Source organism: Desulfurococcaceae archaeon MEX13E-LK6-19 (genome assembly GCA_029637525.1).
Taxonomy (GTDB): domain Archaea; phylum Thermoproteota; class Thermoprotei_A; order Sulfolobales; family Desulfurococcaceae; genus MEX13ELK6-19.
This window is the reverse complement of sequence record CP072660.1, coordinates 1,751,422-1,778,174: the sequence shown is the minus strand read 5'-3', so window position 1 is coordinate 1,778,174 and position 26,753 is coordinate 1,751,422. Positions and strand designations below refer to the sequence as shown.

Below are 26,753 nucleotides of genomic sequence, written 5' to 3'. Positions count from 1 at the left end.
ATAATGGATCTCAATCAAATAGATCTTGTAGAAAGTCAATGCCCTAAATAGTTTTTACTGATTTATATTTCTTGTTTTCCTAAAGTATATGTACTTCATTATAATGGATTTCACCAATTTTCTACATAAATTAAATACTTCTGTATAACAGTCATTCATGATAACCAAGGTGAATGGATTTTCAGAGATATTAATGATCCAAAAGCTTAGAATAAGTATAAATAACCCAGCATAAATTGACTCATAGGTTCGCCACACGACTATAATTAGTAATCCTGTAAATATTAGTATCATTGAAGCGAATAGAATGAAGTATCTTATTATCAAAAATAGTTTTCTTAAAGGATACTCTTTTGTAATACTCTTTGACATTATTTCATTATACCTTTTTACAGCATACATACCAGGTAGAATACCTACTAAAAACCCGAGCACTAAACCAGAAAGCGTGATCATGGTCTTAGAAACAACTACTTCGCCGCCTGTGAAACCAGGTATGAAGTCTATGGTAATACTGTCTGCATTATTAAGGAAACTCATGAATACATAGCCTAGCATAAGTATTGTGCCGAACGCGAAAAGAGAAAATAATGACGACATGTAGAGGAATTTTTTATTCTTAATAGTGTTGTTGATTATAGTGTCTCTATAGGTAGCCATTTTGTTAAGCAAGTAGTTATCGAGATCCTGTGGAATAACACCTATGCCAAACCCGTGGAGAAGCGATAGAATTCCTGGTACAAGGAAAAACCAGAATCCAGTAGCAAGATGTCTAATGATAGACCTATCCTCGAAGCTCTCAATACCTAGTACGCCCATGGAGAAAATAGAGACAAGAATTATCCCGGCAACGATAAAGAATGTCCTATGGGTTCTTCTTTGAGATAAAAACATGCCTCTTGGCGCCAAGGAGTAAAATTCCAGTATTATACTTGGCACAAATAATACGTCATACATAAATCCCGCAAGAAATAAGAAGACTGATGAAATAAACACTATTACTCTAATCTTCCTGGTACCAGTGAACATAATCACACCACATAAAGCCAACTATACTGTTATACGTAGTCTTGTTTATTACAGTATAATACCATAGCTTTGTATTAGTATGGCGGGCCCTTCCCTCTCCGACTCATCCTCATAAAGGTCGTCGGAGGCTTGGTCCGGGCATAGGGCCCGCTATGTTTAGTTTTTCACGATATGTTATACAAGTTATTTGCTTAATTATTAACTACAGTGTATCAGTGTAACGACGGGTTTACATTAATAATACAGTCCCACTATTTAGTTACGTAGAGAAGTGTTCCGGTCTCCTCACCCCCGCGACACCCCCGCCATGGGGGCGGATGAACGGCTGGGTGCGCGCCGGAACGCACACCAAGACAAAACAGTATAGGTGACTAATGGAGGGGACAGGATTGTCGATCAGGGCGTTTATTGCTGCTGCAGTAATAGTGGTTATAGCTATAGGTGTTGCAGCATTTGCTATATGGTATATTACAACTTATGGTGGTAAGAAAAACAGCTTCTATGTTGATCCCGTCTTGAGCGAGTCAATTAATGGGAAACCCATGGTTATAAAAGTGTCATCACCAGCTTTTGGCTTTGGGGGAAAAATACCAGTTAAATATACTTGTGATGGAGAAGATATCTCTCCTCCACTGCTAATAAAAGGTGTTCCTCCATCAGCAAAATCTCTTGTACTAATAATGTATGACCCTGATGCTCCTGGTGGAACATTTTATCACTGGATCATGTATAACATCGAGCCCAAAAACATGAGTCTTCCGGAAAACATACCACCTGAACCAGAGACACCCTATGGTCTACAAGGAATCAACGACTTCAATAAAATAGGATATAGCGGACCATGCCCGCCACCGGGTCTAGGTACACATAGGTACTATATTCTCGTGCTAGCACTTGATACAAAACTTGATCTAGAGCCTGGGGCTTCAAAAGAAGAAGTCATTAATGCTTTGAAAAATCATGTTATAGCCTATGGATACTATATGGGTGTCTATGGTAGATGAAAACTGTTCTTAAATTGTTTGCTCGGTCTTACTAAAGAGCTTTGGTCTGATTCTCTCATTTATGGACTTTAGTAATTTCGTAGACGACCATACGTAGTATACATGAAGTACGAATGTGATAAATACTAAAATTGTTAAAAGAACTGAGAGGTCAATGGGGCTGAAGTTATTGAGCATATTGAGAATTGCTAGTACAAGATAAGTCTTTCCAACACCATCAAACTCACTTATGCCGACAACTATTCTAAGTTCACCTAATATAGTATAGACAAGGAATGCCATGATGAAAACTATTATTGAAGATGTAGCGGTTGCGGATAGATAAACTGGATCATTAATGACACTTATTATAATTGAGGTAACGAGAGAAGGTATATCTGCTCCCCTAAGCTCGCTTTTCTCTAGCACTTTAATACTAGTTTCATAAACTCTCAATATGGTTAGTATATTTAGTATTGCCAATACTGCTAGATACACGATCATGAATATAGAGAATGCTCTTAATCTTCTATCAACATACATGACCCTATAGATGTCTAGAGAAGCTGAATGTGAGTTCATGTATTTTCGTATTTCAATATAAGTCTTAGTGTACAAATGTAATGACTTAACATATTGGTATAATAGCATAAGTGGGAGAAAAACGAGAAGCGTTATTATCAACGATAATATTCCCCAAATAGTTGTTATTTCTCGGGCAAGCTCTTCTACAGACCCTCCTCCTACTTTAATGAAAGATATAGCTGTAGCTAGGCTAACGAATTTAAATATAATGATTTCCGCAATAAGTATTATAATGTATTGCAAAGCTTTGGTTTGACATAATTCAAGACAATTATCTATCTTGTAAACTAATTCTTTTCCCTTTTCCATGTCTAAATACTTGTTTTCATACATACACATACGCCTGGGATAATAGTATTCGCAGCCACAATTATATTGGAGGAACAATATTTTAGTTTTCATTACTAACATGTTCTATACCAATACTACGATCCGTCTTCTTAGGTAATACTGGGTTATTACGTTCTCCGACGTTATAAACAGTTCTTATTTGCCAACTCTTAATCTGGGTAGGCTGATGAGTAGGCTTGAGAAGCTGCTAAACATTCTGAGGACATATAGAGTTGATAGGGTTTTCCTTCATAGCCTAGTTTATGTGCTTGAGAGAATTGAAGGTATAAATCTAGGTTATGAAGATTGTGTGTGGAAGGTTACGTCAACGGGTGTTTATTGTAATATGATTGAAGATGATTTGAGAAAACTTGCTGAATTAGGTTTAATTAAAATAAATGGAGTAGAGATCAATGTTCCTACAAGAATTAATGAACAGAGATTTGTTGAAATAAAGGATGTAGGGAAACTTGTCCGTGAAGCTGTTACCCATTTTATTGTTACTGAAAGTACTAGTAGCCATTTTGGTAATGATTTGCTTGGTAGGAAAAGGTGATACTATCGTTGTATCAAGCTGTTTCAGGCATCTTCTTCTCTTCAGCTTTTCCTAGTGCTTCATTTATTATTGTTACAGCATAGTCGATCATTCTCTTCAGGTCGTCGTCATCTATTTTCTCGTATTTTTCTCTATCAATGTATAGTGTGAAGAGTGCTTCACCACGGATACCGTATTCTTTAGTGAATTCATCGAGGTGCTTTACTGTAAAGTCTATTGCTCTATCGCCTATGGTTCTTGCTATGTAGATGTACTCAGAGATCTCTTTAGCTGATGATGGATAGGGGTCTATTACTTGCGCCAAGAGCTTGAAGTCACGTTCTCTAACTCCTTTACTGCGGAATTTATGTGCTAGCTCTTTCCTGATTCTTTTTTCTATAATCTCCATGAAGTCCATTCCTATGCCTTTAGTGAATAAGTGGCGTGCTTCTTCCTTATCAAACTCTAGTCTTATGAGTTTCTTCCATTTAGGCTTCCTGTACTCGAACAGGCTTTGGAGGGCTTTTCTTGCCTCCGATCCAACGTTGCTACAGTATTTATCCAAGTCTTCTTCAATACTCCATCTATGTAGCATTCCATAGATACTATAGTCTGTTAATGCTTTATAGTAGTGTAATTCGCCTTCAAGCATTTTATCGATAACACTGGCTATGAATTCCCTCATAGCATCACATTTAAGGAGAATACCCATAGTCTCATCGAATGCTATGTTAACTGGGTGGAGATAGACGTTTTTGTACATAAACCTCCTAGCATTAAGCATTCTCACAAGGTCATCGAGAGCCTTACTTGATATAGCCGGTTGTAGTATGCTTTCATGGCTTACAATATATGTTTGTATTATCAGCCAGTCCATGTTTATTACTCCGATTGGTGCTTTGGTGAAGTAGCTATCTCTAACAAGATAGTCAACGATATCAGCTGGATAGAGGAAGTCGCGTACAACCATTCTTACAAGTCTATGTGCTTGTTTATCCGGATGGGGCACGTAATAGTCTGCTAAGCTAAGCAGTCCTTTCTTCTCGAGATCAGTGAAGCCGCGCATACCGTGTGGAGGCTTCATTGCTTCATCGAGTAGTTCTGCAACGAACTCTGCATCCAGTCCTCCATAGTTCTTGATAACTTTCATAATATGGTCTCTAAGGTAATCCCTGTATATGATGTAGCCTAGAACCTCGTGGTTCCCGACAACGTACCCAAGATAAGATCTATTCTTTAGAACATATTTATCGAATGAATGGCTAAATGGGCCGTGGCCAATATCGTGTAGAAGGCCAGCGATTCTGGTTGCTACAAGTATTTCCTTAGGCTTGTTGAGGAATACTTTTGTTTGTTCGCGCGGGAGCTTGTTTTTCAAAACTTCTATGCGAGACAATAGTTGTGACATAAACCTGTACGCTACATGCATTACTCCAAGACTGTGATTGAAACGCGTGTGTGTAGCAGAAGGATAAACTAGGTGGGCTAGCTGGAGTTGATACAAGTATCTGAGTCTTTGTAAAACCCAAGTATCAATAATGGGGGATTCAACACCCTTAATGTAAGGTATGTAATCGTAAATAACATCACGTACAACACCATCAAATGGAAGTACCTGTAGCAACGAAATGGGTTGGTAAACCCCTGTCTTTTCTACTTTCTCCATGCTCAAGACGATCACCATGGATCCTAGAATCAGTATTACCTTACTATGTACTATGAAAGATCTTGTAACAAACCTAAATAAATATTATCTACATAAAACCATCGCAAAACAAGTTCTAAAACAACAGCATAGAAAAAAGTAACTTTCTAAGAAAACAAACTATGTATGAAGATAGGAAAAAACACTATTGCCTATAATTTACCCCATGGTAAATAATTCAATAGCACCATAGTATCTGGAATAGTTCTGGTTTTCAATAATGCGTCTATTAGCGAATACTTGTAGCTCCCGTATAGAATGCAATGAAAATAATGTAAGCAAGAGAGAATACGTAGTAATAGAACTTTTGTTTAGTATGTGTACAGTGTTTACTTGAATAATTTTACTGGACGCTTTGTTCAGGCTTATAGCAAAGTAGGTCGTCAGGAAGCTGTCTATTTGTAGAAACAGTATTATAGTATAAACAAATTTTAAGACTTAGTTGTTGTCGAGTAAATGTAGTAGTTGGTGAGTGATTATTGTCTTCTATACAATGGAGTGCCGTACTATACTTCGTTGGATGGATTCTTCTAGGCTTTAGTATTGTTTTATTCCTTGTAGCTTTTGCTTCGCTACTACTTAATGAGCCCTATGCGATGTTGTTCTTTATTGTTTTTATTATTGTTTTATTGAGTGGATTATTGATAATTAGGCTTATTGAGAAGCCAGTTAATATAGGTGTTTTGGATTCTCTAATTGTAGCTATTTTATCGTTCTTTATACCAGGTATTCTACATACGCTTGTCATGGTTTTGTGTGGTTTTGATTTCTGGGATAGTCTTTTCGAAAGCATATCGGGTATAACTACTACTGGTTTATCTGTTTACGATGCTGCTAGTCTTCCTAGAACAATATTGTTTTCACGTGCTCTCCTGCAGTGGATTGGTGGCGTGGGTATAGTTATACTGACTCTCGGGATGCTCCTTAGACCCGGTACAATGGCGTATAAACTGCTTGCTACTCATATTAGGAAAGAGGCTGTTATGCCTAGCATCATGGTTGTAGCTAGAGCGGTTATAATGATATATAGTGTCTTAACGGTTGTAGCCATAGTTTTTTATCGTATTGCAGGTATGGACTGGTTTGAATCAATAGTTCATGGTTTAACAACTATTTCAACAGGAGGTTTCTCGACAAGAGCGTATCTCACAGGTAGTACGGTGATTGTTGCGCTTGTATTCATGTTTATTAGTGCACAGAGTTTCCCAAGATACTACATGGCGTTTCTGAAGAGGAAACCGAAATATATTGGCATGGGTCCCCAGATCAAGTACTTTGTTGCAATAAATATTGTAGCAATAGTGTTATCCTATATTGCAGTAAATGCCTCTAGTGTAAATATTAGTTTTGGGGACATAGTATTCACTATTATTTCAGCGTCAACCACAACAGGATATGCTTCTGTATCAATAGACGAGCTTCCTATCGTGGTAAAATATATTGTCATAGTACTCATGGTTATTGGGGCTTCACTAGGTTCTACGGGAGGAGGATTCAAACAATATAGACTAATACTCCTGCTCAAGGAAGTATGGAGACGTGTATTGAAAACAGTTTCTCCACAAGGAAGAATATTGACTGTCAGGCTTGAGGGCGAGACTGTTGATGACGATGAAATCTATATGGCTATGCTTGTCATAAATCTCTACTTAATCGCGTTGGTTGTATCAACAATAGTGTTTCTCTACGCCGGGTACAGCTTCATAGATAGTTTGTTTACTGTAGCTTCAGCACTAGGAACTGTTGGTTTAGCTCCATCAATCGTGAGCCAGAGTATGCAATGGTGGATTAAACTATTGCTATCAATAGACATGTTCTTGGGCAGACTCGAAATACTACCTGTTGTAGCCGTTATGGCGCATGGTATTGAAGAGGTTAAAAAGAGTCTTAGATCACTTTCCTTATAAACTAGCTAGATGATTAAGACTACACGGCGATTAATGTTGCGCGTGATTGTAGCTGGGGCGTCTCGCATAGGTAAGCATATAGCTCAGCAACTAGCCGGCGAAGGACATGATGTTGTATTATTGGAGCCTAGTGAAGAAGTAGCTAAGCAAATCGCTAATGAGCTTGACTGTACTGTTATTCACGGCGATCCAACGAACGTGAATACTTTAAGAGAAGCTGGTGTCGAAAACGTTGATTACTTCATAGCTGCTATGGATGATGATAAAGATAATATCATAGCTGGGGTTGCAGCAAAAAATCTTGGCGCGAAAGAAGTAATAATAATACTAAATGATGAATCCTATGAGCAACTAGCACTAAACCTCGGTATATACGGTATAGTGTCCCCTTCAAAACTGGCTGTCCTTCAAATACTTGCTCTGGTAAAGGGATTCGATATAGTAAACTTGACAACTGTAATAAAAAGTGATGCCCGCTTCTTTACAGGTGTAATATCTGAGAAGCTTGATGGCAAGAAAATAAGTGAAATAAAGTTACCTGGGGACTCGATGATTATAGCTGTTTATCGTGGAGAAGAATTCCTGCTACCTAAAAATGACCTAGTTCTCCGTAAAGGGGATGAAGTTGTTGTAATAACTAGGGATAGTGATTTAAGTAAGGTTAAAGAATTTTTCAGCAAACAGCAAGGATAACTATCGAGTCGTCGCTAATTACGGTGGAAACACATGGGCAACGATATTGTATTTGTATATGATTTCGACGGAGTTATCGTCGATAGCTATGATTGTCTACCCAAGGTCTATAGAGAAATTGCACGATTACTAAATATTGAGAACACGGAGTTGTTCGTTAAAGCAATGATCATGTTTGAAGATGTGGCAGATTACATGGGGTTATGGGATAGGAGGAAATGGTGGAAAATAATATTTAGTATAGATGATGAGAAAGCCGAGGAGATCTCTAGACTATATTGGGGTCTCAGAATAAAGTATACTAAAGTTTTTGACGATGCGAAAACTGTTCTTACCGAATTAAAGAAAAGAGGCTACGTGTTATACATGGTCACAGGATGTGATGACACCATAGAAAATAAAATAAAGAGAATAGAGGCATCAGGAGTCAAGGATTTCTTCGAGGAAATACTGGTTTATGGGCGTAACAGTAACTACAAGGATATAGTACAAGCAATTAATGTACTAAAAAAGAAACTATCGGATAAAACACTCTACTATGTTGATGATAAACCAAGTAATCTCAGAAAACTTGTCGGGCTGAATATCAGGCTTGTACATTACATGTATAAACCACATGTATTTCCCGAAGCCCTCTCTTGGACTGAAAAGACGCCGGATGGGGTAATAGAAATAAAAGATCATAGGGAAATTCTTAATATAATCTAGTATAGACAACGTATACTTGTAATGTTTTATATATAATAAAGGTTGTGTGTTTTGAGAACATGTATATTGTTTGGTAAAGATTATATTCCATAACCAACAATTAAGTATCATTAGCTCTCACTGTACAGGGAGGGTATAGGCTATGGCTAGAGACGAGAAATTCCTTGTAGTAGCTTTCGGTGGTAATGCATTTCAGACAAAAGGCGAGAAAGGAACACCTGAGGATTATTGGAGGAACGCATATCGTTCAGCAGAGTTCTTGATAAAAATTATTGAAGAAGGATATAAGATAGCTATAACACATGGAAACGGACCACAAGTAGGTATCATTGCAGAGTGGATGATGGCTGGACTTAAAATGAAAGGACTCCCACCAATGACTCTCGACATTGCTGGTGCTATGACACAGGGCTGGCTAGGCTACCTAATACAGCAGTCATTGTACAATAAATTACTCGAAAAAGGACTCTTGGGCAAGGTTGTCAAAGGTGTTGTAACTATCGTAACGCAAGTACTTGTAGACAAGAATGACCCGGCATTCCAGAACCCAACAAAATATATTGGACCATGGTATGAAGAAGAGGAAGCAAAGAAGATTGCCCAAGAACTAGGATGGGTAATGAAGCCTGACCCACGTGGCGGCTGGAGAAGAGTAGTACCATCACCTGACCCCAAGGGACCAATAGAGATTGATGCAATAAAGAGGCTTGTAGAAGAAGGCTTTATAGTAATAGCAAGCGGTGGTGGAGGCATCCCGGTAGTTAAAGAAGACGGTGTACTCAAGGGCGTAGAAGCCGTAATAGACAAAGACCTTGCAGGAGAAAGGCTTGCAACAGCTCTTGGAGCAGGAACACTCCTTATCCTGACCGATGTAGAGAAAGTATACCTCAACTACGGTACACCACAGCAGAAACCAATAGATGTAATGACTGTTAGTGAAGCAAAGAAGTACTACCAGGAAGGACACTTCAAGCCAGGTAGCATGGGACCCAAAGTACTAGCAGGAATCCGTTTCGTTGAGAACGGCGGTAAACAGGCAATAATAGGACACCTATACAAAGCATATGAAGCACTAAAAGGAGAATCCGGAACACGCATTATACCTGATTAGAGAAATATTATTTTAAGAAAAATCTTTTCTTTATTCTTTTTTCTTTTCCTTGTTTTATATCCAGTTCTATGTAAAGACATGATAACAGCTTATTTCAACAGATAACTACGATGAATATGTATATGCTATTCACTATTTTATAGTAGAACAGTAGGCTTTCGATGACCACTAGAGGTAAGATCATGGCTGTTTTACGTTTATCTACAAGAGAGGATTTCGAATCTTTGCTCCTAGGTGCAGCACTATATGCTACTGGCGGCGGCGGGAGTATTGAGAAGGGGTTAATGCTTGTTAAAGAAGCATTTCTTGATAGAAATAGAGACCTTAGTATATATGATGTAGAAGAACTTGATGGTGAAGACGTTGTTGTCTCTGTATATAATGTTGGGAGCGTTGCCTATAGTACTAAATATTTACAGCAAACATCATGGTGTATTAGGGAAGCTCTTTCCTTATTCAATAAAGTGCTTGGTTTAAGCATAGGGGCATTTATTCCTGTTGAGCTTGGTGCAGGGAATACTGCTGTAACCCTCTATGCAGCTGGTGTGACAGGCAAGCCGGTTATTGATGGAGATAGGGTTGGAAGAGCTGCTCCAGAGATCCATCAAGACGTACTGCTTATTCATGGTAAGAAACTCACGCCGGGTGTTGCGGTATCGCCTTTGGGGGAGAAAGTTATTGTTATGGAGTATGGTAGTGTTGATGCATATGAGAGTATTCTCCGGAATCTTGCTATAACAGCTAGCGGCTCTATAACAGTCGTTGATGCACCTATATTATTCAAGGAAGCAAAAAGTATAGTAATTAAAAACACGCTGTCTAGATGCTATGAAGTTGGAAAGCTCGTTCTTGAAGCAATGAAATACGGTAAAAATATTGTTAGTAAGCTAGTTGAAGCTATCGATGGATGGGTTATATTTCATGGCTTAATAGAGGATGTTGTAGTGAGGAGTAAGGAGGGGTTTCTCGTAGGCGATATAATAGTAAAGGGTACTAATGATTTCTTAGGCAAGAAACTGAGAGTATGGGTGAAAAACGAGCATATAATTGCATGGATTAATGATGAACCTATAGTTATGCCACCAGACTTAATTACATTTGTTGACAAGCATGGTGTACCGGTTCTTAATTATGAGCTTCGTAAAAAACTTGAAGTCTACGTATTAGCTTGTAGGGCGCCTGATGTTTGGAGAACAGAAAAAGGTTTAGAGTATTTTGGCCCAAGACATTTTGGCTTCGATCTCAACTACATTCCCGTTGAAAAACTCGTCAAGAATATAGTTATGACCTGAACAATTGGGCTATAATCAAAAACTCTTTTTTCCTATAAGTTAAACATATTCTCTAGAAACGAGCTTTCTCTATGGTGGAGTAAATTGTCAGAAAAAGTATCTCTTATAATAAAGAACGGTATCGTTGTAACAATGGATCCCGAGCGCAGAGTCTTTGATGAAGGATACGTTGTTATTGACGGCGATAGGATTGTTGAAGTAGGTAAGGGTGATCCTGGAGACAAGTATCATGCAGAAGAAGTTATTGATGCACGTCGTGGAGTGATTGTACCGGGATTCATTTGTGTACACACGCATCTTTATGGAGCACTACTAAGAGCCTCGACATGGTTTGCAAAAATAGACCCTCCAACTGATTTCCAGCAGAATCTCCAGAGGATATGGTGGCCTGTCGACGAAATGCTCACACATGAAGATGCCTATGCTAGCGCACTTATAGCAAGCATGGAGTTTGCCCGTACCGGTACAACATTGTTCTTTGACACCTATAGTGGACCGAATTCAATAGATAAAGTACTTGATCGCGAGGAAGAAGCTGTTAACAAAGTTGGTATACGTGGCATACTAGCTTTTGAAGCAACTGAGAGGCATTCAAAGAAGGAGGGAATCAAGGGTCTTAAAGAAAACGAGAGATTCATAAAGAAGAACAATGCAGACCCAAGCAAACTCGTTAAAGGAGCTATAAGCCTGCATGCATCATTCACGGTATCTGACGAATTATTCATTCAGGCCAGAGAAATGGCGAATAAGTATAAAGCCCTGCTAACTATTCATGTTGAAGAAGGTCTCATTGATGTGTACCATAATATTGAGAGGTATGGTGTAAGACCCATTGAGAGAATGGAGAAACTAGGATTCCTAGGACCAGACGTCGTCATGGCTCATGTCGTACAAGCTATTGATGATGAGCTCAAGATACTTAAGAAGTATGATGTAAAAGTTGCGCATAATGCTATGAGCAATATGCTTAATGCTGTGGGTGTAGCTCCTGTACCAAAAATGCTTGACATGGGTATAACCGTTGGCATAGGTAATGACGGCTATATATTCGATGTCTTCGAGAACATGAGGACAACCTATCTTATACATAAAGTAGCACTGAGAGACCCACGTGTTATGCCTCCACAAAAAGTAGTTGAAATGGCAACCATTGATGCAGCGAAGGTACTAGGATTAGAGAAAGAGTTGGGTAGCCTCGAGCCCGGCAAGAAAGCTGATATAGTCATCATAAAACCAGAGTACACGCCAACACCAGTAAGAGCAGAAACTGTCTATGGACACCTTGTCAACACATTTAATGGGCGTGATGTAGATACCGTCATTGTTAACGGTAAGGTAATTGTTAGAGATAGGAAGCTGTTAACAGTTGATATGGAGAAAGAAATGGAGTACGTCCATAAAGTTGCTTGGAAACTATGGGAGAGACTATTGAGTAAAGGAGAGTATCAGCTGGATGTATTGCGTATAGAGAAACCATCATGGATCAAGAAGTAATCCTCAAGTCTTTATCATAAAAACTCTTTTTTTATCTTTATTTCTTTCTTATTGAAATTATGAATAGTGTAGTGTTCATTTATTGTTCTCCAGCAAATAATGGTAAAACAGTATAGTGTTTGATATTGTAAACGGTAGCGCTGTAGTAAATCTAATGAAGTTATTGCTTTCCCTTAAGCCAATAAATTGTGTGAAGAAATCAATGAGAAGAGGTATTGTTGATAAGAAGTATACTATAAACCATAGCCTCTTATGTTTGCTAAACAACTTATTCATAAGTGAGACGTATATCTTGTTATATTTTTCCTCTAAAACATAGAGGAGAGGGAGAGCTATTGCAAGCCCCGTGAATACACCAAAACATCTACTGCATACAGGCATTTGATTCCCATTAATGAATAATGAACGCGATGATTTCTGATGGCACCCCAAGTCTCCTAGTATGTATACTATTCTCTGGTATAATGGTAGTTTTTGCCATTCGTCAAGATAGTCTATGGTATTTGCTCTACCGTTATCGCCTAATCTTATCGAGTTAGGGGGTAGAGTAAGAGGGGCTAGTATCAATGATATAAACCATATAATTGAACCCAATACTAGGGCTTTTTTCACGAAAACTATTTCGTTCACAAAGTACACCTTGCTAAAATATAGTATTCTATGTAGTAAAAAAGTAATATTGTATTAGAAGATCTAATTTGTAATTTAAACAGTTGCCGCTGCTTCTGTTGGTTTCCATGTTAGTGCTAGTATTCCTCCAATTAATGCTAAGATATTGAATCCTCCTAGGATCGAGAATATTAGAACTAATGTGCCGCCTGTTTTAACAGCTTTCGGTTCACCAGATTTTATTTTCAGTGCACCAATTATTATTATCAAGTGTGCTATTACGAACCAGTAGCATACAGCAATGCCTACACCTGCAAGCCATCCGGGCATTGGCATTGTTGCAACTGCAGCTGTTCCAATTATTGCATATATAAGGGATCCTAGGAATCCTAGTATTCCTCCTATTAACGATAACACCCATGCAGCCGTAGGTTTCTCTCCCACGATGGCTCACCTGATTTATAGAAACTATGGGTCTACAATTAATTTCGAAGCTAACAATATATAAGGTTTGCACTAAATGTCATTAACAAATATTTAGAATCGGGATATTTATTCGAAAGACTATCGGATAGCATTGTTATATAAGAATTTTATTAAATAACACTATGGGAAAAATAGTGTTCTTTAAACATTATATTCAACGGTTTATGGTTCTGTAAATATACTAGTAAAACATCAATAGCTTGAGTAAAATAGTGTCGTAATAGTAAAACTATTTAGTTCTCCTAATGAGATTTATTGTATAGACTACCTTCTCTGAGAATGGGTAAGGTGGAAAGGAATGTCTGTAAATCTTGAGGTTGAGATTGCTGGTATTAAGTTAAAGAATCCTATTATGAATGCTGCCTGCCCTATTTCTAGAGACGCCGAAATGATGAAGGCATTGATTGATGCTGGTGTTGGAGGAGTTGTTGCCAAGACTATTAGTGTCGAACCAGCTATTGTACCACGTCCATCAATGGGTACTGTTGATAGGGGTATCATGGTAGGGTATATGCTGAAGAGTCTTGGTGAGGGACGTGTTGTTGTAGAGCCAAAGCCTAACCTAGGCAACTATAGAGCATTCTATGCACTACTCAACGCTGAGTTATGGAGTGATATACCTGCCGAGCACTACCTCGAGAGAGAATACCCTGTTGTCAAAAAGTATGCTAAAGAACATAATGTAGCGTTCTTCATAAGCATAGGTTACAAGCCACATGAACTAAGACTTCTTGGCCCCAAGTGCCAGAAAGCTGGTGCAGATGCAATAGAGTTCTCAACACACTATATAGGGAAGGACTGGACACCTGTTGTTGAGGCTGCAAAGGCTTTACGTGAAGTAGTGGATATACCTATATTCGCTAAATTAAGTCCATTCACGCCAAATATACCAGAGCTCGTGAAAGAACTCGAGAAAGTAGGTGTTGACGGTATAGTGGCGACGAACACTATCGGACCAGCACTGCACATCGATATAGAGACGGGTAAGCCAATAGTAGGTGGTCCATGGGGCTACGGATGGATGAGTGGCCCAGCCCTTAAGCCAATAGCACTTGCGGTGGTAGCAGAAGTTGCTAGGAACACAAAGTTACCAGTAATAGGTGTGGGCGGTATAACACGTGGCGCTGATGTGATAGAGTACTTCATGGCTGGCGCGTCAGCAGTACAAATATGTACAGCAGCATTGATCGAGGGCTTCGGCGTATTCAAGAGGATTCTAAACGAAGTAGAATCATGGCTGAAGAGCCACGGCTACTCAAGCATAGAAGACGTGAAAGGCATGGCGCTAAAGCATCTAGGACCGAAACCCCTTAGAACATATGCTGTACCACCAGTTGTTGATGAAAAGAAGTGTATTGGCTGTGGATTATGTCAGCAAGTATGTGACTACGATGCCGTGCACGTAGTCGAAGAAGGCGGTAAGAGAGTTGCTAGAGTAGATATTGACAAGTGTTATGGCTGCGGATTATGTACAAGTGTGTGTCCAACCAGAGCAATACACTTCGAGACATAAAGTAGCGTCAAAGTGTTTTTACATTAAGGACACAACTCTTTTTCTTCCTCTTTCTTTTATCTTTCAATTTCTTTATATACTACGGCAAAGAGAATACTCTTTTCTAGAACACAGGTTTTCGGAGGAGAAGTGTGATGGGTGGAAGAGTAGCTTATGGAATGACTGATCTTATAGGCAACACCCCTATTGTAAGACTAAAGAAAGTAGTGCCAGAGGACGTCAAAGCCGAAATATGGGGTAAATGTGAGTTCATGAACCCCTCTGGTTCTCTGAAAGACAGAATGGCATACTACATGATCAGGGCTGCTGAGGCCACTGGTAGACTCAAGCCAGGAATGACACTGATTGTACCAACAACAGGTAACACCGGTATAGCATTCGCTGCCGTAGGAGCTTATCTAGGCTACAAAGTACTCATAGTCATACCAGAGGAAATGAGCGAAGAGAGATTCCTACTAATGAAGCTACTTGGCGCAGACTTTATAACAACACCTGGTGGCGAATCAGACGCTAAGAAAGCACTCGACTACGCCAGGAAACTAGCCGAGGAGAATCCAGACAAATACTTCTTCTTCGACCAATGGAGCGATGAGGCAAACGTGTGGGCTCACTACGAGACTACAGGTAAGGAGATTATTGAACAGCTAGGTAAAGTAGACGCCTTCGTGGCACAAATAGGTACAGGCGGTACACTAATTGGTGTAGCAAGGAGACTAAAGGAGGTTAACCCCAAGACTATTGTCGTAGGTGCAGAGCCTGCTGAGTGCCCAGTAGCAGCAGAGTGGTTCAAGACAGGAAAGCCCGGTCCATGGGGTAGACACGAGATCGAGGGTGTTGGCGACGGCTTCATACCAGACATAATTGCTAGGAACAAGCACCTAATAGACGACTTCGTAACAGTTTCAAGCGACGAAGCAATCGAGATGGCGAGAAAAATCGCACGCCTCGAAGGATTACCAGTAGGAATCTCGGCTGGTGCAAACGTGGTGGCGGCAATCAAGGTTGCCAGGAAATACAACTTACCCGAAGGAGCAAAGATAGTAACAATACTACCAGACTACGCTGCAAGATACTTCAGCACAAGACTCTTCAGAAAACAAAGGAAGATCGCTGACAGGAAGAAACTATTAGAAGAGGTAAGAGAAGACTAAAGAGTTTTATCCAGTCTAAACCCTTCTTTTTCTTCTTTTCCTTTTCTCTTTAGTCTTAGAGTCCATGCTATATTTCCTAAAAATTGTTATACCATGATTCATAGGAGTAATATAGTAAGGTATTACAGGGTGATAGATGTGCCTTTCGTAAAATACCTTAAGTGCAGTAAGTGTGGAAGAACATATAGTCTTGACGAGAAGCCTGTTATGTGTATTAACAAAGATCTTGGCAGGCTTGACATATACTATGACTATGAAGCAATCAAAGAGGCGGTGTCAAAGGAAGAGCTCGGTAAAAGAGAATTCAATATGTGGAGATACTTCGAGTTCCTACCCCTCCGAAGCAGGGAGAATATTGTATCCCTTGGTGAGGGAGGCACACCACTAATCAAAGCCAAGCGTCTCGGAGAAGCACTGGGTCTTAAGAACCTTTATCTCAAGGATGAGACAAGGAATCCTACCGGTAGCTTCAAGGATCGTTGTATGAGCGTCGCGGTATCCATGGCCAAGGAGTTCGGGTTCACGAAAGCCGCTACTGCATCCAGCGGTAACGCTGCAGCTGCACTAGCTGCGTATGGTGCTCGTGCAGGCATTGATGTCGTGGCTTTCGTACCTGATTTCGCGGGCTATGGTAAGATCGCTCAGCTACTATTCTATGGAGCGAAAGTTGTTAAGCTCCGGTGGAAGACTGCTGAAGACCCAACAGTAATGATGTTGAAGCTTGTGGTGGAGAAATACGGTTTCTACCCATCACCAAGCTTCGGGCCATTCAATCCCTACCAGATCGAGGGACCTAAGACTATTAGCTTTGAGATCATGGAGCAACTGGGTTGGAACGTGCCAGACCAAGTATTCATACCAACAGGGGCAGCATCACTGCTAACAGGAGTATACCGTGGCTTCAGAGACTTCAATGAGGTAGGCTGGGTCAACGGGTACCCCAAGCTAGTAGCGGTTCAGTCAACAGGCAACATGCCATTCGTTAGGGCATGGCTTGAGAAACAAGATCCAGACCATATACGTCCCTGGGAGAAACCACCAGAGACAATCGCCACCGGGCTAGAAGACACATTCCCATGGGATGGTGATGCAGGGCTAAGAGCACTCTACAAGACAAATGGCTATGGAGTTGGAGTCGAGGACGAACTTATACTGAAAGCCATGAAAATGCTTGCCAGCCTAGAAGGACTATTCGCAGAGCCATCGGGTGCAGCAGGACTCGCAGGCCTGATCAAGGCAATTGAGGACGGTAAGGTAGACAAAGATGAGACAATAGTAGTACTGGTGACAGGACACGGGCTCAAGGACCCCGATATAGTTAAGAAAACAGCTGGTGACGCACCAGTAATAGACCCTGATGAGAAGCAACTAATTAGTGTCTTAAAGACAAAGTACGGAATTGATATAAAGTAAATTTCATCTCTTCTTTTTCCTCTTTCTCTTCTCTAGTTATCTTTGAGTAATTCCATTAAATAGCTTGAATTCTCGATCAAAAATCTGCCTGTTTTAGCAAAACTAAACTTTAAACGGTGCAGCATCTTTATGGTATCCTTAGTAACACTACTTTGGCGGTGCTGGGGACTTGAGTGATCCTTTGGAAAGTAAAGTATTGTATTATGCTAGAGAGCTTGTTAGGACGAAGAGTCTGTCTGGCGAGGAAGGAGATGTTGCTAGATTAATCAAGGAGTTCCTTGGCGGAGAAGGTGTTGACAAGGTTTTTATTGATGAGTACGGTAACGTGGTTTCTATTATTGAGGGCGGTATTGGCGAGATTATTGTTTTCGAGGGCCATATGGATCATGTTCCTGAAGGCGATCTAGGGAACTGGATTGTGGATCCCTATGAGGCTAAGGTTATTGATGGCAAGCTCTATGGTCGTGGAGCTGTTGATATGAAGGGAGCTATAGCAGCTATGATAGCTATGATAGGTCTTCTCGGCGAGACAAAGAATCTCCCCACTATAGTTTACGTATTTGTGCCGCATGAAGAGATTGTTGAGGGAGCAGCTTTCAAGTATGCTATAGAGGATACACTGAAGATAAAACCGTCACTAGTAGTACTCGGCGAGGCAACAAACCTCAATATACATGTTGGGCAACGTGGTAGAACGGTAATCCATGTAGATCTATATGGTGAAACAGCTCATGCCTCGATGCCTGATAAAGGGGTTAACCCGATTGTTTTTGCTGCATATCTACTCAAAGAAATAAATGAATTAAACGAACAACTACCAGTCCATGATACTCTAGGTAAATCAACTATTGTGCCAACCATAATAGAGTGCAGCCCTAGATCGCCGCCAATGATACCGGATTACTGTAGGATAACTCTTGACCGAAGATTCATTGTTGGGGAAACTGAGGAGAAAATACTTGGTGAAGTAATAGCAGCTCTTGATAGAGCACAAAAACATGCTAACATAAAGAACGTTAAGGCACGTATACCAGTGGAAGAAATAAAACTATGGACCGGGCGAACCATAAAAGTAAAACACTTCTTCCCAGCCTGGCTTATTGAAAACAATAAAACAGTATATCATCTGTTGCAAATTATGAGGAAACAAGTTAACCCACAAGCAAGAATAAGTGTATGGAGATTCAGTACTGATGGAGTATATTCTGCGGGAACAGCTGGATTCACAACAATAGGTATAGGGCCTGGTGATGAATCTCTTGCACATAAACCAAACGAGTATGTTGAAATAAAGCAACTAGTTATGGCGTCTAAAATATATTCTCTTGTAGCTAAGTCTTGTAGTTACGGATATAGTTAGATTGATGGTAAATGAAGGCAATAATTAAAAGTTTTGTATAAAATTACTTAACCTTTGAACTCCCATATACCCTGAAAGTAAGAGATATCCTAGGAAGTTTCTTGGTGAGGACTCCTACTGGTTTGAGGGATCGGGTTTTGAAGGCTATGGTTGTGTTCCGTGGTCTTCTTGGTATTGTTTTGGGTTTGGTGGTCTACTATTTTTGCATTGATTCATCATAACTTGTGGCTTTATGTTCTAGCGTTTATCCTACTGGCTTCATCGAGTCTTCTTATTCATGTTAAGAAGATTTACATGTATAGTACCGAGTTTGTTGAGTGGTACTATAGTTTTGTAGATAAGTTTGCTGTTTTCGTGAGGATTGTTATGGCTGGGCTTGCTGCGTTTACGTTGGTTGCCCACATGGATCTCCTTGGGCTTTTCGTGATGTTGTCTGTATTGCTTCCAGTGGTATTGTCTCACTGGATTCCCGAAGGAGTTATTGTTCCGTCTATACTTATTGCAGTTGGTGTTGTATGTATTGTTGGTATCTATACTAGTGAGCCTAGTGTAAATGTTGATCCATTGTACTTCAAGACTAGCTCGTATCTGCTCTCACTAATACTCATCATCCCACCAGCTCTCTACATAGCGAGGAAGTACCGTGAAGCACAAGGCAAGCCTTTCATGTCTGTTACAGGTATAATTACTGTGGCATTGCTGCTCCTTGGGCTGGGAGTACTAGTGCTCTTCCCAGTGTTACCGTTTCCAGCAAACTACATTGTATCACTGGGATGGGGCTCAGTGATCACTATTGCCTCGCTCTACTCGCTCGTAAAGAGGCTTCGTGGAGAATACTGGAGTACAGCAATATACTACGGAGACTACATGGAGGAAGCCAAGGACAAGACCATAGAGCTACTTAACAGCATAAACGCAGAGTACACAGTTAAATACAAGAAACACCCGCCACGATACGAGATCAAGGTAACAAGCCCATTCAAAGCCAGGATCATCGTCAGGAAATGGATCCACCGTACAGTAATCCGGACACCAGACTTCGCCATCCCAACAAAAGTAGGCGAACCAGGACTAGTAATAGAAGTCCATCCAGGCCCAAAGAAAGCACCACAACAACTAAAAGAAACCATGACCAAGCTACTTGAATACCTAAATCTATCAACAATAGACTGGCAAGAGTAATTGGATTATACTCTAATAATATTTTTTAGTATACTTACTAGAACTATGAACACTACTATGAAGACTGTTGTGAAGGCTAATGCTATAGTAGCCGATATGATAATGTTGACAATTAATGATATGAGTACATGAGTACCTCAACTACTACGTATCCTATCGATGGTATCGGAAAAATATTGCGAAGAATGATATGTAGCTAGCTAGAACCGATATAGCGATGTATGTTGCCGGTCTTTTTAAGCTATTTAGATAATGGTCTTGAAAGGTATGTTGTTAGTAGAGACGCTATTATAATTGATGAGACTGGGATCGTTATGTTTATGAACGCGTAGGTTTCAACTCCAGTAGCGGTATGGGCTGGGCCAACAGATATTCTTGAACCGGGTAGTATGCCGGGCTCTTCGATTGTGGTCTCGATGTCTTGATGTCCTGCATGCAATGGTATAATGTATGTGAACTTGAATCTGAGTGGTGATATTAATGGTATTGTTGTGATTATGGCTATTATGGTTAGTGCTATGGTTAATAGGATGTATAGTTTGAGTCCTCTAGACAGGATCCTTGATAGCGTACCGTATTCTTGGTGTCTCGCATAGGTATTCTCATAAACTGCTATTGAGAGTAAGAACGATAATGTAGACAATAATACCATAGCCAACACATAGTTACCATAGCCTCCTAGCCCTATACCATATGCTGCTAATAACAGTGCTAAACCAATGATAAATGGTGTAGAGACCTTCACTCCTACATCACCAATTCTGACTCTAAGGTATTCTGCTAATTTAGTGGTAAAGGTGTGGTAATCTCTAACACCAATGATAATACTTGATAAATCAACTTTCTCTAACGGACCCAGGTAACACCATTCACGACCGTGCTTAATATAGACATAGATCCTGCCAGAGATCTCTTTAAGAACAACAGATCCCTCTCTTCCACACTTAATACATCTACCTCGCCCAATAACTTTTGATGACAATACTAATCACACTAATGCAGGTACTATACGTCTGTATGTTTCTGCAAGTTTTTATGAATTCGATGGTAAACATTTTTCTAATGATTGATGAAACGTGTGTGATAAAAGAGGACCAAGGATTTGTTGATTGACAAATATGTGCAAACATGAATTCATGATAGAGATGTAGTCTTAGAAAGAATAAAATTGACTATAATGACTCTTGGCTGGAAACAGTAGTGAAGAGATAGGGGAATGTTATGAGAAATACAAAATAGTGCGCTTTGATGCGAAAAAATATTCAGGAATTCGAGTTCATTCATTCTGCGTTCTTGTCTTGAATTGTCTGTATTGTTCCATGTATTGTATGTACTCTGGTAGTGTTGCTAAGGATATGAATGGTCCTGGGACTGCATAGTAGAAGAAAAATATTATGAGACCAAGTTGCGGAGGAAAGAAGTAATGATATGTCTTAGTCGGGAAAGGACTTATTATTACTTTAATAATAACAATGACTAGTAAAACTGCTAGTGTAGCTATGTAGAGTAGAGGGCCTAGGCGCCAAATTATGAATAACCATTTATATTTAATTACTCCTCTTATCGCCGCCTTAAATGCTAGGTACCCGAGAGTTATGAATACGAGCATTAGTGGAGCAGGGTGTATAAGCAATGGTAAAACTAGAAACAAGCTTGGTGATAATGTGTAGACACTATTTTGTAGCATCTCTATTGTGAGAAGATATAGTATACATAGCATGTTTATAACATGTGCATAGTACATCACTCCACCAGGACCCTTGCTAAGAATCAACTGGTATACAAAGAGCGGAGGAAAAGACAGCCACAACATGAGTATTAATATGAGTTTAAGCCAGGGAGGCAAATACATTGTAAGCGGTGTAGTAATAGGTATGAATTGTGAATTGAAATATAAGATACAGTATTGCGAAAACAAATAAGCGTCTATGAAGCCTTGAGAAAAACTCTATAACATCATATCCACAACTATGTTTATTATCATTATCCATGTTCTCTAAGCCTCTTTGTTTAACCCTAGATAAAAAATATTATGAACAAGAAATTATATTAAGATTCTTGGCTATTATCAATTGGAATTCTTCTAAATAAGATTTACAATGTATAGTATTCTAGCTCATAGGCAAAGTCTCTCCTTGTGCATCTACTCAATTTACAGTACCTATAATGCTCCATGTATTGTAATCTTAGTAGCCTGGCATGTGGTGGAAGGACGGTTTTGTAAACTCTACGAGAGAAGAGTAGTAATAACAATGAATAGGATGATTAATTGGAAAGATGAGAGGATAGACTGATAGAGTGATAACGCTACACAGTATAGCGATAATATAGATTGGACCTGATATTGGGGTTTATGTTTGAGATCTTTATGTATTTGTCTTGTATTGCTTATAGGATATAATAGCGTATGTTATCTGTAGCACTGTTACTGCAATCCAAGCGATTGTCATAAGTACCCCGTATATGTCCCATTCTATTGTAATGTATATTGATGGGGAGAAGAAGAGGACAAGGTACATACCATAGGGCATCCACAATACAGTTGACCATAAGATTGCTAGCCAGGATACCCATACCCGGGATATTATCCCTTTAATTGCATCACGGTACTTAACATAACTGAATACGGTTAAATCGATTGATAAGCTGTTGAATAGAAGTACTGAAGTCAGTTCAGCTATTGCAATAACGTCGAGATATGGAGCAATTATCTTGGCGACAATAGAGGTAATAAGCGAGAATAATAGAGTCGTTAAGACCACTATTATAGAAGCTGGATAATTCCCCAACTTATGTCTCTTCAAACTCCTATGCACGGCAAACTTCAATATTAATGCTACCGAGAATAAGGCTACTATCACGGCTATCATCATTGTATTAGATAACATAAAGGAGAAATGGGGAAACAACCCGAATAACATCATGTGTGAGAGAATGAGAAACGATAAAGGAAATGATAATGAGCCTATAGGAAAGAAAAACAACAAGCAAAGAAGAGGTAAAACAAAGTAGGCAGCTAAAGGACTTAAAATTATGAAGGGCGTGATAAAGAAGTAGATAGATGTCACATAATGTACCTTAAGATAAAAATCTGTTAAATTATTCAAGAATTTAGACTTATTCATCCCGCAACCCTAGCTTATAGTACTTGTAGAGTTTTACATGTACATATATGTTTATGATCGTGTATATAGATTCTATGAAGAAGACTATAAAGGTTAGAATCATCAGCATATTTATAACTCCTGGGAAATGGTAGCTTCTAAACGCTTCTCCACGTAAAGCCCTTAGGAAGTACTCTCCATTTGTAATATATTACTTTACACAGATTTAGCTTCACTCATCTAGGCCCTGTCTTACGAGTATCTCTATAATAACTTGTTGATAGCTCTCATTTAGTGATTAGTGGTTGGTATTTCTATGTGTTTTATTTTCTTGTAGAACCAGGGTAAGGAGGCTATTGCTATGTAGAAGCTGATTATTGTGATCATGTAGAATGTGGCTTCTGGGAGGTAGAAGGGATCGATGAAGAAGAATCTGAGGATAGGGGGTAGTATCGAGGCTTCGCATTGATGGGAAGGGACTTGGGTGATGCAGATGATTGTGAATATTGTGTAGGTTAGGGGAAATGGTGAGTATAGTAGGAGTCCTGTAATCCATATTAGTAGTAGGGTTCTAGGTTTGATCGCTCCTTTCAGCATGTTATTAAAGAGTTTATACTCGATGTAAGCGGGGATAGGGAGAGCTAGTGGGAAGAGGAGGCGTAGGTATCTTATAAACGGGTTACGGACAAATCCTAGATTAGGATTAAGCTTCACTATCCAAGCCCATGAAGTGTATGCATAATACAAAATTGATCCAGGCCCAGTAGCGAGAATAATATGGGCTATTTCAAGTACTGAATACAGGATCCCTATAGGTGGAAGAAGTATGCAAACTGGCCAAAAATTCAGTATAGTTTGTGTAAAACCAAAGACATACGTAAAAAACAATAGTGCTCTATGGAGTTTACTAAGAGTATTGATAAACCCTTTCATTTGGCTATTGGGTCTCCTAGAAATAGTTGAAGAAAACGCTTGTTGTCCCTTACCACTTAAACTCATTGGTAAACCACCTTTGTAATTCATAGTAGCCTGGTTTTTGGCTAAAGTCTTCATTCAAGACACCCTAACCATAACTTAAATCCCAACGCATGGAGATAGTATTCACGTTCTGCTGTATTTTTATTCCATAGCATATACTATGCTAGAAACACTATGTAGTGGTTCTGTGCTCTAGACTTAATAGCATTAAATGCTTTATTTATATAGTCAACCCGTGTTTTGTATTGATAGTGTTTTCTTTTTAATTATCTTATAGAGCATTGTGTGTAGTGTTATTTGTGTTACGGCTATTATTATAAATAACATCATTAGTATATGCCATAGGAATGATCCTGTAGGTGTTATACTGAACGGAAAAGCACTTATACTCCATAGTAATGGTAATACAATCAACCATAAAGGAGATGCAGTACCATTTAGAACGCTTCTGTACTTGATGTAGCTAAACACCGCTAAGTCAAATCCTACAGATATAATTAAGGCCCCGGTAGCTGTGGTAATAAGGTGGTAAACATGATACAATGTTGCCTCTATAGACATGATAGATGGTATAGTGTATAATGTTGCAATTAATAGAAATGCAGGTGCACTCCATCTACGTATCTTAGATCCCTTGACTAAATAACATATAATAGCTTTCATCATAACAGTAAGGATGAGAATTACGGAAACGATTATGTAGTAACTCCATGTCCTCCTGAACATTACTATTAGAAAAAAGGTCTTGTAGAAGAAAAAGGTTATAGGGAGAGAGAAAGCTATCGGTCCTATTGCGAAAGTAAGGTAAACTATTATGTTTATAATATTGACTGTATAGGGGTATTGATAGTGGTGAAAGAGAGTATATTTAACAATAAAGATAGTGAAAGGAGCAGTAATCACTAAGAATGAAGCTAGCCAGTGAAGATAGAGAAAGAAATTAGCTATTTTAGCAAGAAGTGTTTGGTTTTCACCGTTACTTCTAAGCATTCCTAAATACCTCTAAAATCTTTTCTTCAGCACCTTTATGTATCTGCTCCACACCCTTCTTTTGGTATGTAGTAGTTGTTGGTCTGCTGATAGATTGTTCTTTGCAGATATAATGGTGTCTGACAAGCTTTATATGCACATATATGTTTATAGTTGCATATACTATTGCTATAATTAACCCTATGAAAATTAGGAGTAACAACATTCCCCAAGCTCCGGGAAAATGATATCCTCCAAATACTTCTTTATCCCCCATCAAAGCTTTTAGGAAATATTCATAGTGAGTAACTACAGTATAGGCCATGATCGGTATTGGATAAGCCCATATGATCGGTAGTACTATAAGCCATCTACGTGATTCCATGCACTTTAGAGCACCTCTATAGAGAAAGTAGCTTGCAGTAACGAGAATCAAAGCTAGGATTCCGGATATATAGTATACAATGTAGATGATCATCAAGTATGGTCCTTTGAAGTCCTCAAGTGTAACAAGTAAAGTTAGTGTCAAAGGTGCTGCAAAGAGTAGGGCCGGCCCTATGAATAAGAGTAATAGTAGTGGGAAAAAGAGGTAGATCGTAAATGGGAGAAGCACCATCAAGGGAAAAAGCATGAATGCCACAAAATGCTGGTACAAGTTAATCTTGATGAGAAGACTAGGAAAACCAGATTCAGTATTTGAAGACGTATTTATCACCTTGGTGTTTGTTCTAAGATCTGGTTTAATGCCGAGATTCTTAATGCGTTATTGAGATAAGTCACCTGTTTATGCTTATTATAAACTCTTGTGTTTGTTTCTTATATGTATTATATTATTCTTAGAACAATAGTTTTCCATTTATTATTTGTTTAAACGGGGATACACGATAATAGTATAATAAGTACAATAAATGTATAAATGTCGTTATAATCAGGATAATCATTAGTATAGGTATTCCATTAAAAATAAATAATGTGAAACAACCTAATAATCCAGTTAGCCATGGTGATATGGTCCATAAAGATACCAGTACTGGTATCCACGCGGGGCTAGCATCTCCTCTAACAGAGTCTCTAAACTTTACGTAGCTAAATGTAGACAAGTCCAGATGTAGAGTAATAGCTATACCGAACAATAGATGATTTATGATAGTTCTAAATGAGGTAGTATAACAACAATATATAGTAGTAATAATGAATATAGAAATAACCACGGATGATGCAGCTATCAATACCTTTGCAGTCGAATAACCTAATAGTTTAGAGTTCCTCAAAGATAAGTAGATCAAAGCTTTCAGTATTATTAGGAACACTATTTTCGAAAAAACCCATACTCCGTTACTACAGTACATCATGATTAGAGCTGAAGTATGGAGAAGAGATAAAGGACCAAGTGGAAAAACTATGACAATAGGATATATTGGGATTGGTATAAAAGCTAAGGCTGGGAAAAGCAGGACAAGCATGAGATGCAAGACAAGTAAAAGCATCACATAATGTAAACGTAGAAAGAATTTGGTCAACAAATATATCAGCTTAGCACTCATACACTCTTCGCCATTTAAAACCATGCTGAAACCACCCTTTCAGTATATATTACCCTAGTTTTCTACCGAATT

25 protein-coding genes are annotated in these 26,753 nt (G+C 39.0%); 13 read left to right on the top strand and 12 right to left on the bottom strand.

Features of this window, described 5'->3' with window-relative positions:
• Positions 1-54: 54 nt before the first annotated feature.
• The gene (locus tag J4526_09095) at positions 55-1,029 is read right to left on the bottom strand and encodes a hypothetical protein (GenBank protein ID WFO75210.1); all 975 of its coding nucleotides are present in this window, start codon (positions 1,027-1,029) and stop codon (positions 55-57) included.
• A 542-nt stretch (positions 1,030-1,571) separates the two neighbouring features.
• On the opposite strand from J4526_09095, the gene J4526_09090 reads away from it, so the two are divergent.
• Positions 1,572-2,033: a YbhB/YbcL family Raf kinase inhibitor-like protein gene (locus J4526_09090; protein ID WFO76394.1), complete on the top strand. Its 462-nt coding sequence runs from the start codon at positions 1,572-1,574 to the stop codon at positions 2,031-2,033.
• Between the two features lie 9 nt (positions 2,034-2,042).
• Here J4526_09090 and J4526_09085 read toward each other — a convergent pair whose 3' ends face one another.
• A complete protein-coding gene (locus J4526_09085) occupies positions 2,043-2,930 on the bottom strand; it encodes a hypothetical protein (protein WFO75209.1) in 888 nt (295 codons plus the stop codon).
• 184 nt (positions 2,931-3,114) lie between these two features.
• On the opposite strand from J4526_09085, the gene J4526_09080 reads away from it, so the two are divergent.
• A complete protein-coding gene (locus tag J4526_09080) occupies positions 3,115-3,483 on the top strand; it encodes a hypothetical protein (GenBank protein WFO75208.1) in 369 nt (122 codons plus the stop codon).
• Between the two features lie 13 nt (positions 3,484-3,496).
• Here J4526_09080 and J4526_09075 read toward each other — a convergent pair whose 3' ends face one another.
• The gene (locus tag J4526_09075) at positions 3,497-5,146 is read right to left on the bottom strand and encodes an HD domain-containing protein (protein WFO75207.1); all 1,650 of its coding nucleotides are present in this window, start codon (positions 5,144-5,146) and stop codon (positions 3,497-3,499) included.
• Positions 5,147-5,646: 500 nt separating this feature from the next.
• On the opposite strand from J4526_09075, the gene J4526_09070 reads away from it, so the two are divergent.
• The 6 genes from J4526_09070 to J4526_09045 all read left to right on the top strand — a co-directional run bounded on the left by J4526_09070 (position 5,647) and on the right by J4526_09045 (position 12,372).
• Positions 5,647-7,074, top strand: coding sequence for a TrkH family potassium uptake protein (locus tag J4526_09070; protein ID WFO75206.1), 1,428 nt, complete (start codon positions 5,647-5,649; stop codon positions 7,072-7,074).
• Positions 7,075-7,110: 36 nt separating this feature from the next.
• Positions 7,111-7,767, top strand: a complete 657-nt coding sequence (locus J4526_09065) for an NAD-binding protein (GenBank protein WFO75205.1) — start codon at positions 7,111-7,113, stop codon at positions 7,765-7,767.
• Between the two features lie 33 nt (positions 7,768-7,800).
• A complete protein-coding gene (locus J4526_09060) occupies positions 7,801-8,475 on the top strand; it encodes an HAD family hydrolase (GenBank protein WFO75204.1) in 675 nt (224 codons plus the stop codon).
• A 142-nt stretch (positions 8,476-8,617) separates the two neighbouring features.
• Positions 8,618-9,586: a carbamate kinase gene (gene arcC, locus J4526_09055; protein WFO75203.1), complete on the top strand. Its 969-nt coding sequence runs from the start codon at positions 8,618-8,620 to the stop codon at positions 9,584-9,586.
• 182 nt (positions 9,587-9,768) lie between these two features.
• A complete protein-coding gene (locus J4526_09050) occupies positions 9,769-10,878 on the top strand; it encodes a DUF917 domain-containing protein (protein WFO75202.1) in 1,110 nt (369 codons plus the stop codon).
• Between the two features lie 84 nt (positions 10,879-10,962).
• Positions 10,963-12,372: an amidohydrolase family protein gene (locus tag J4526_09045; protein ID WFO75201.1), complete on the top strand. Its 1,410-nt coding sequence runs from the start codon at positions 10,963-10,965 to the stop codon at positions 12,370-12,372.
• A 75-nt stretch (positions 12,373-12,447) separates the two neighbouring features.
• On the opposite strand, the gene J4526_09040 is transcribed toward J4526_09045, so the two are convergent.
• Positions 12,448-13,002: a DUF2085 domain-containing protein gene (locus J4526_09040; protein ID WFO75200.1), complete on the bottom strand. Its 555-nt coding sequence runs from the start codon at positions 13,000-13,002 to the stop codon at positions 12,448-12,450.
• 75 nt (positions 13,003-13,077) lie between these two features.
• A complete protein-coding gene (locus J4526_09035) occupies positions 13,078-13,425 on the bottom strand; it encodes a hypothetical protein (protein ID WFO75199.1) in 348 nt (115 codons plus the stop codon).
• Between the two features lie 340 nt (positions 13,426-13,765).
• On the opposite strand from J4526_09035, the gene J4526_09030 reads away from it, so the two are divergent.
• The 5 genes from J4526_09030 to J4526_09010 all read left to right on the top strand — a co-directional run bounded on the left by J4526_09030 (position 13,766) and on the right by J4526_09010 (position 20,086).
• On the top strand, positions 13,766-14,980 hold the full coding sequence (locus J4526_09030) for a 4Fe-4S binding protein (protein WFO75198.1): 1,215 nt from the start codon (positions 13,766-13,768) through the stop codon (positions 14,978-14,980).
• Between the two features lie 134 nt (positions 14,981-15,114).
• A complete protein-coding gene (locus J4526_09025; GenBank protein ID WFO75197.1) occupies positions 15,115-16,131 on the top strand; it encodes a PLP-dependent cysteine synthase family protein in 1,017 nt (338 codons plus the stop codon).
• A gap of 93 nt (positions 16,132-16,224) precedes the next feature.
• Positions 16,225-17,544 (top strand): threonine synthase, encoded by a 1,320-nt coding sequence (locus J4526_09020; GenBank protein ID WFO75196.1) that lies wholly within the window; start codon positions 16,225-16,227, stop codon positions 17,542-17,544.
• Positions 17,545-17,713: 169 nt separating this feature from the next.
• Positions 17,714-18,904 carry a YgeY family selenium metabolism-linked hydrolase gene (locus J4526_09015; GenBank protein WFO75195.1) on the top strand — a complete coding sequence of 397 codons (1,191 nt, stop codon included), beginning with the start codon at positions 17,714-17,716 and terminating at the stop codon, positions 18,902-18,904.
• 159 nt (positions 18,905-19,063) lie between these two features.
• Positions 19,064-20,086 (top strand): hypothetical protein, encoded by a 1,023-nt coding sequence (locus J4526_09010; GenBank protein WFO75194.1) that lies wholly within the window; start codon positions 19,064-19,066, stop codon positions 20,084-20,086.
• 241 nt (positions 20,087-20,327) lie between these two features.
• On the opposite strand, the gene J4526_09005 is transcribed toward J4526_09010, so the two are convergent.
• The 7 genes from J4526_09005 to J4526_08975 all read right to left on the bottom strand — a co-directional run bounded on the left by J4526_09005 (position 20,328) and on the right by J4526_08975 (position 26,705).
• Positions 20,328-21,068, bottom strand: coding sequence for a hypothetical protein (locus tag J4526_09005; GenBank protein ID WFO75193.1), 741 nt, complete (start codon positions 21,066-21,068; stop codon positions 20,328-20,330).
• 294 nt (positions 21,069-21,362) lie between these two features.
• Complete coding sequence (locus tag J4526_09000) at positions 21,363-21,833, bottom strand: hypothetical protein (GenBank protein ID WFO75192.1); 471 nt, start codon at positions 21,831-21,833, stop codon at positions 21,363-21,365.
• Between the two features lie 619 nt (positions 21,834-22,452).
• Positions 22,453-23,154, bottom strand: a complete 702-nt coding sequence (locus tag J4526_08995; GenBank protein ID WFO75191.1) for a hypothetical protein — start codon at positions 23,152-23,154, stop codon at positions 22,453-22,455.
• Between the two features lie 327 nt (positions 23,155-23,481).
• A complete protein-coding gene (locus tag J4526_08990; GenBank protein WFO75190.1) occupies positions 23,482-24,189 on the bottom strand; it encodes a hypothetical protein in 708 nt (235 codons plus the stop codon).
• 207 nt (positions 24,190-24,396) lie between these two features.
• Entirely contained in the window at positions 24,397-25,158 is a 762-nt protein-coding gene (locus tag J4526_08985; GenBank protein ID WFO75189.1) for a hypothetical protein, read from the bottom strand.
• On the bottom strand, positions 25,151-25,768 hold the full coding sequence (locus J4526_08980) for a hypothetical protein (protein ID WFO75188.1): 618 nt from the start codon (positions 25,766-25,768) through the stop codon (positions 25,151-25,153). The genes J4526_08985 and J4526_08980 overlap by 8 nt, the downstream gene beginning before the upstream one ends.
• A gap of 205 nt (positions 25,769-25,973) precedes the next feature.
• Positions 25,974-26,705 carry a hypothetical protein gene (locus J4526_08975; protein WFO75187.1) on the bottom strand — a complete coding sequence of 244 codons (732 nt, stop codon included), beginning with the start codon at positions 26,703-26,705 and terminating at the stop codon, positions 25,974-25,976.
• Positions 26,706-26,753: the final 48 nt, after the last annotated feature.

Coding starts and splice junctions, on each gene's coding strand:
- J4526_09095 (WFO75210.1), bottom strand. CDS start 1,029: ATGTTCACTGGTACCAGGAAGATTAGAGTAATAGTGTTTATTTCATCA.
- J4526_09090 (WFO76394.1), top strand. CDS start 1,572: ATGGTTATAAAAGTGTCATCACCAGCTTTTGGCTTTGGGGGAAAAATA.
- J4526_09085 (WFO75209.1), bottom strand. CDS start 2,930: ATGTATGAAAACAAGTATTTAGACATGGAAAAGGGAAAAGAATTAGTT.
- J4526_09080 (WFO75208.1), top strand. CDS start 3,115: ATGAGTAGGCTTGAGAAGCTGCTAAACATTCTGAGGACATATAGAGTT.
- J4526_09075 (WFO75207.1), bottom strand. CDS start 5,146: ATGGTGATCGTCTTGAGCATGGAGAAAGTAGAAAAGACAGGGGTTTAC.
- J4526_09060 (WFO75204.1), top strand. CDS start 7,801: ATGGGCAACGATATTGTATTTGTATATGATTTCGACGGAGTTATCGTC.
- arcC (WFO75203.1), top strand. CDS start 8,618: ATGGCTAGAGACGAGAAATTCCTTGTAGTAGCTTTCGGTGGTAATGCA.
- J4526_09050 (WFO75202.1), top strand. CDS start 9,769: ATGGCTGTTTTACGTTTATCTACAAGAGAGGATTTCGAATCTTTGCTC.
- J4526_09030 (WFO75198.1), top strand. CDS start 13,766: ATGTCTGTAAATCTTGAGGTTGAGATTGCTGGTATTAAGTTAAAGAAT.
- J4526_09025 (WFO75197.1), top strand. CDS start 15,115: ATGGGTGGAAGAGTAGCTTATGGAATGACTGATCTTATAGGCAACACC.
- J4526_09020 (WFO75196.1), top strand. CDS start 16,225: ATGATTCATAGGAGTAATATAGTAAGGTATTACAGGGTGATAGATGTG.
- J4526_08990 (WFO75190.1), bottom strand. CDS start 24,189: ATGAGTTTAAGTGGTAAGGGACAACAAGCGTTTTCTTCAACTATTTCT.
- J4526_08985 (WFO75189.1), bottom strand. CDS start 25,158: ATGCTTAGAAGTAACGGTGAAAACCAAACACTTCTTGCTAAAATAGCT.
- J4526_08980 (WFO75188.1), bottom strand. CDS start 25,768: ATGCTTTTTCCCTTGATGGTGCTTCTCCCATTTACGATCTACCTCTTT.
- J4526_08975 (WFO75187.1), bottom strand. CDS start 26,705: ATGGTTTTAAATGGCGAAGAGTGTATGAGTGCTAAGCTGATATATTTG.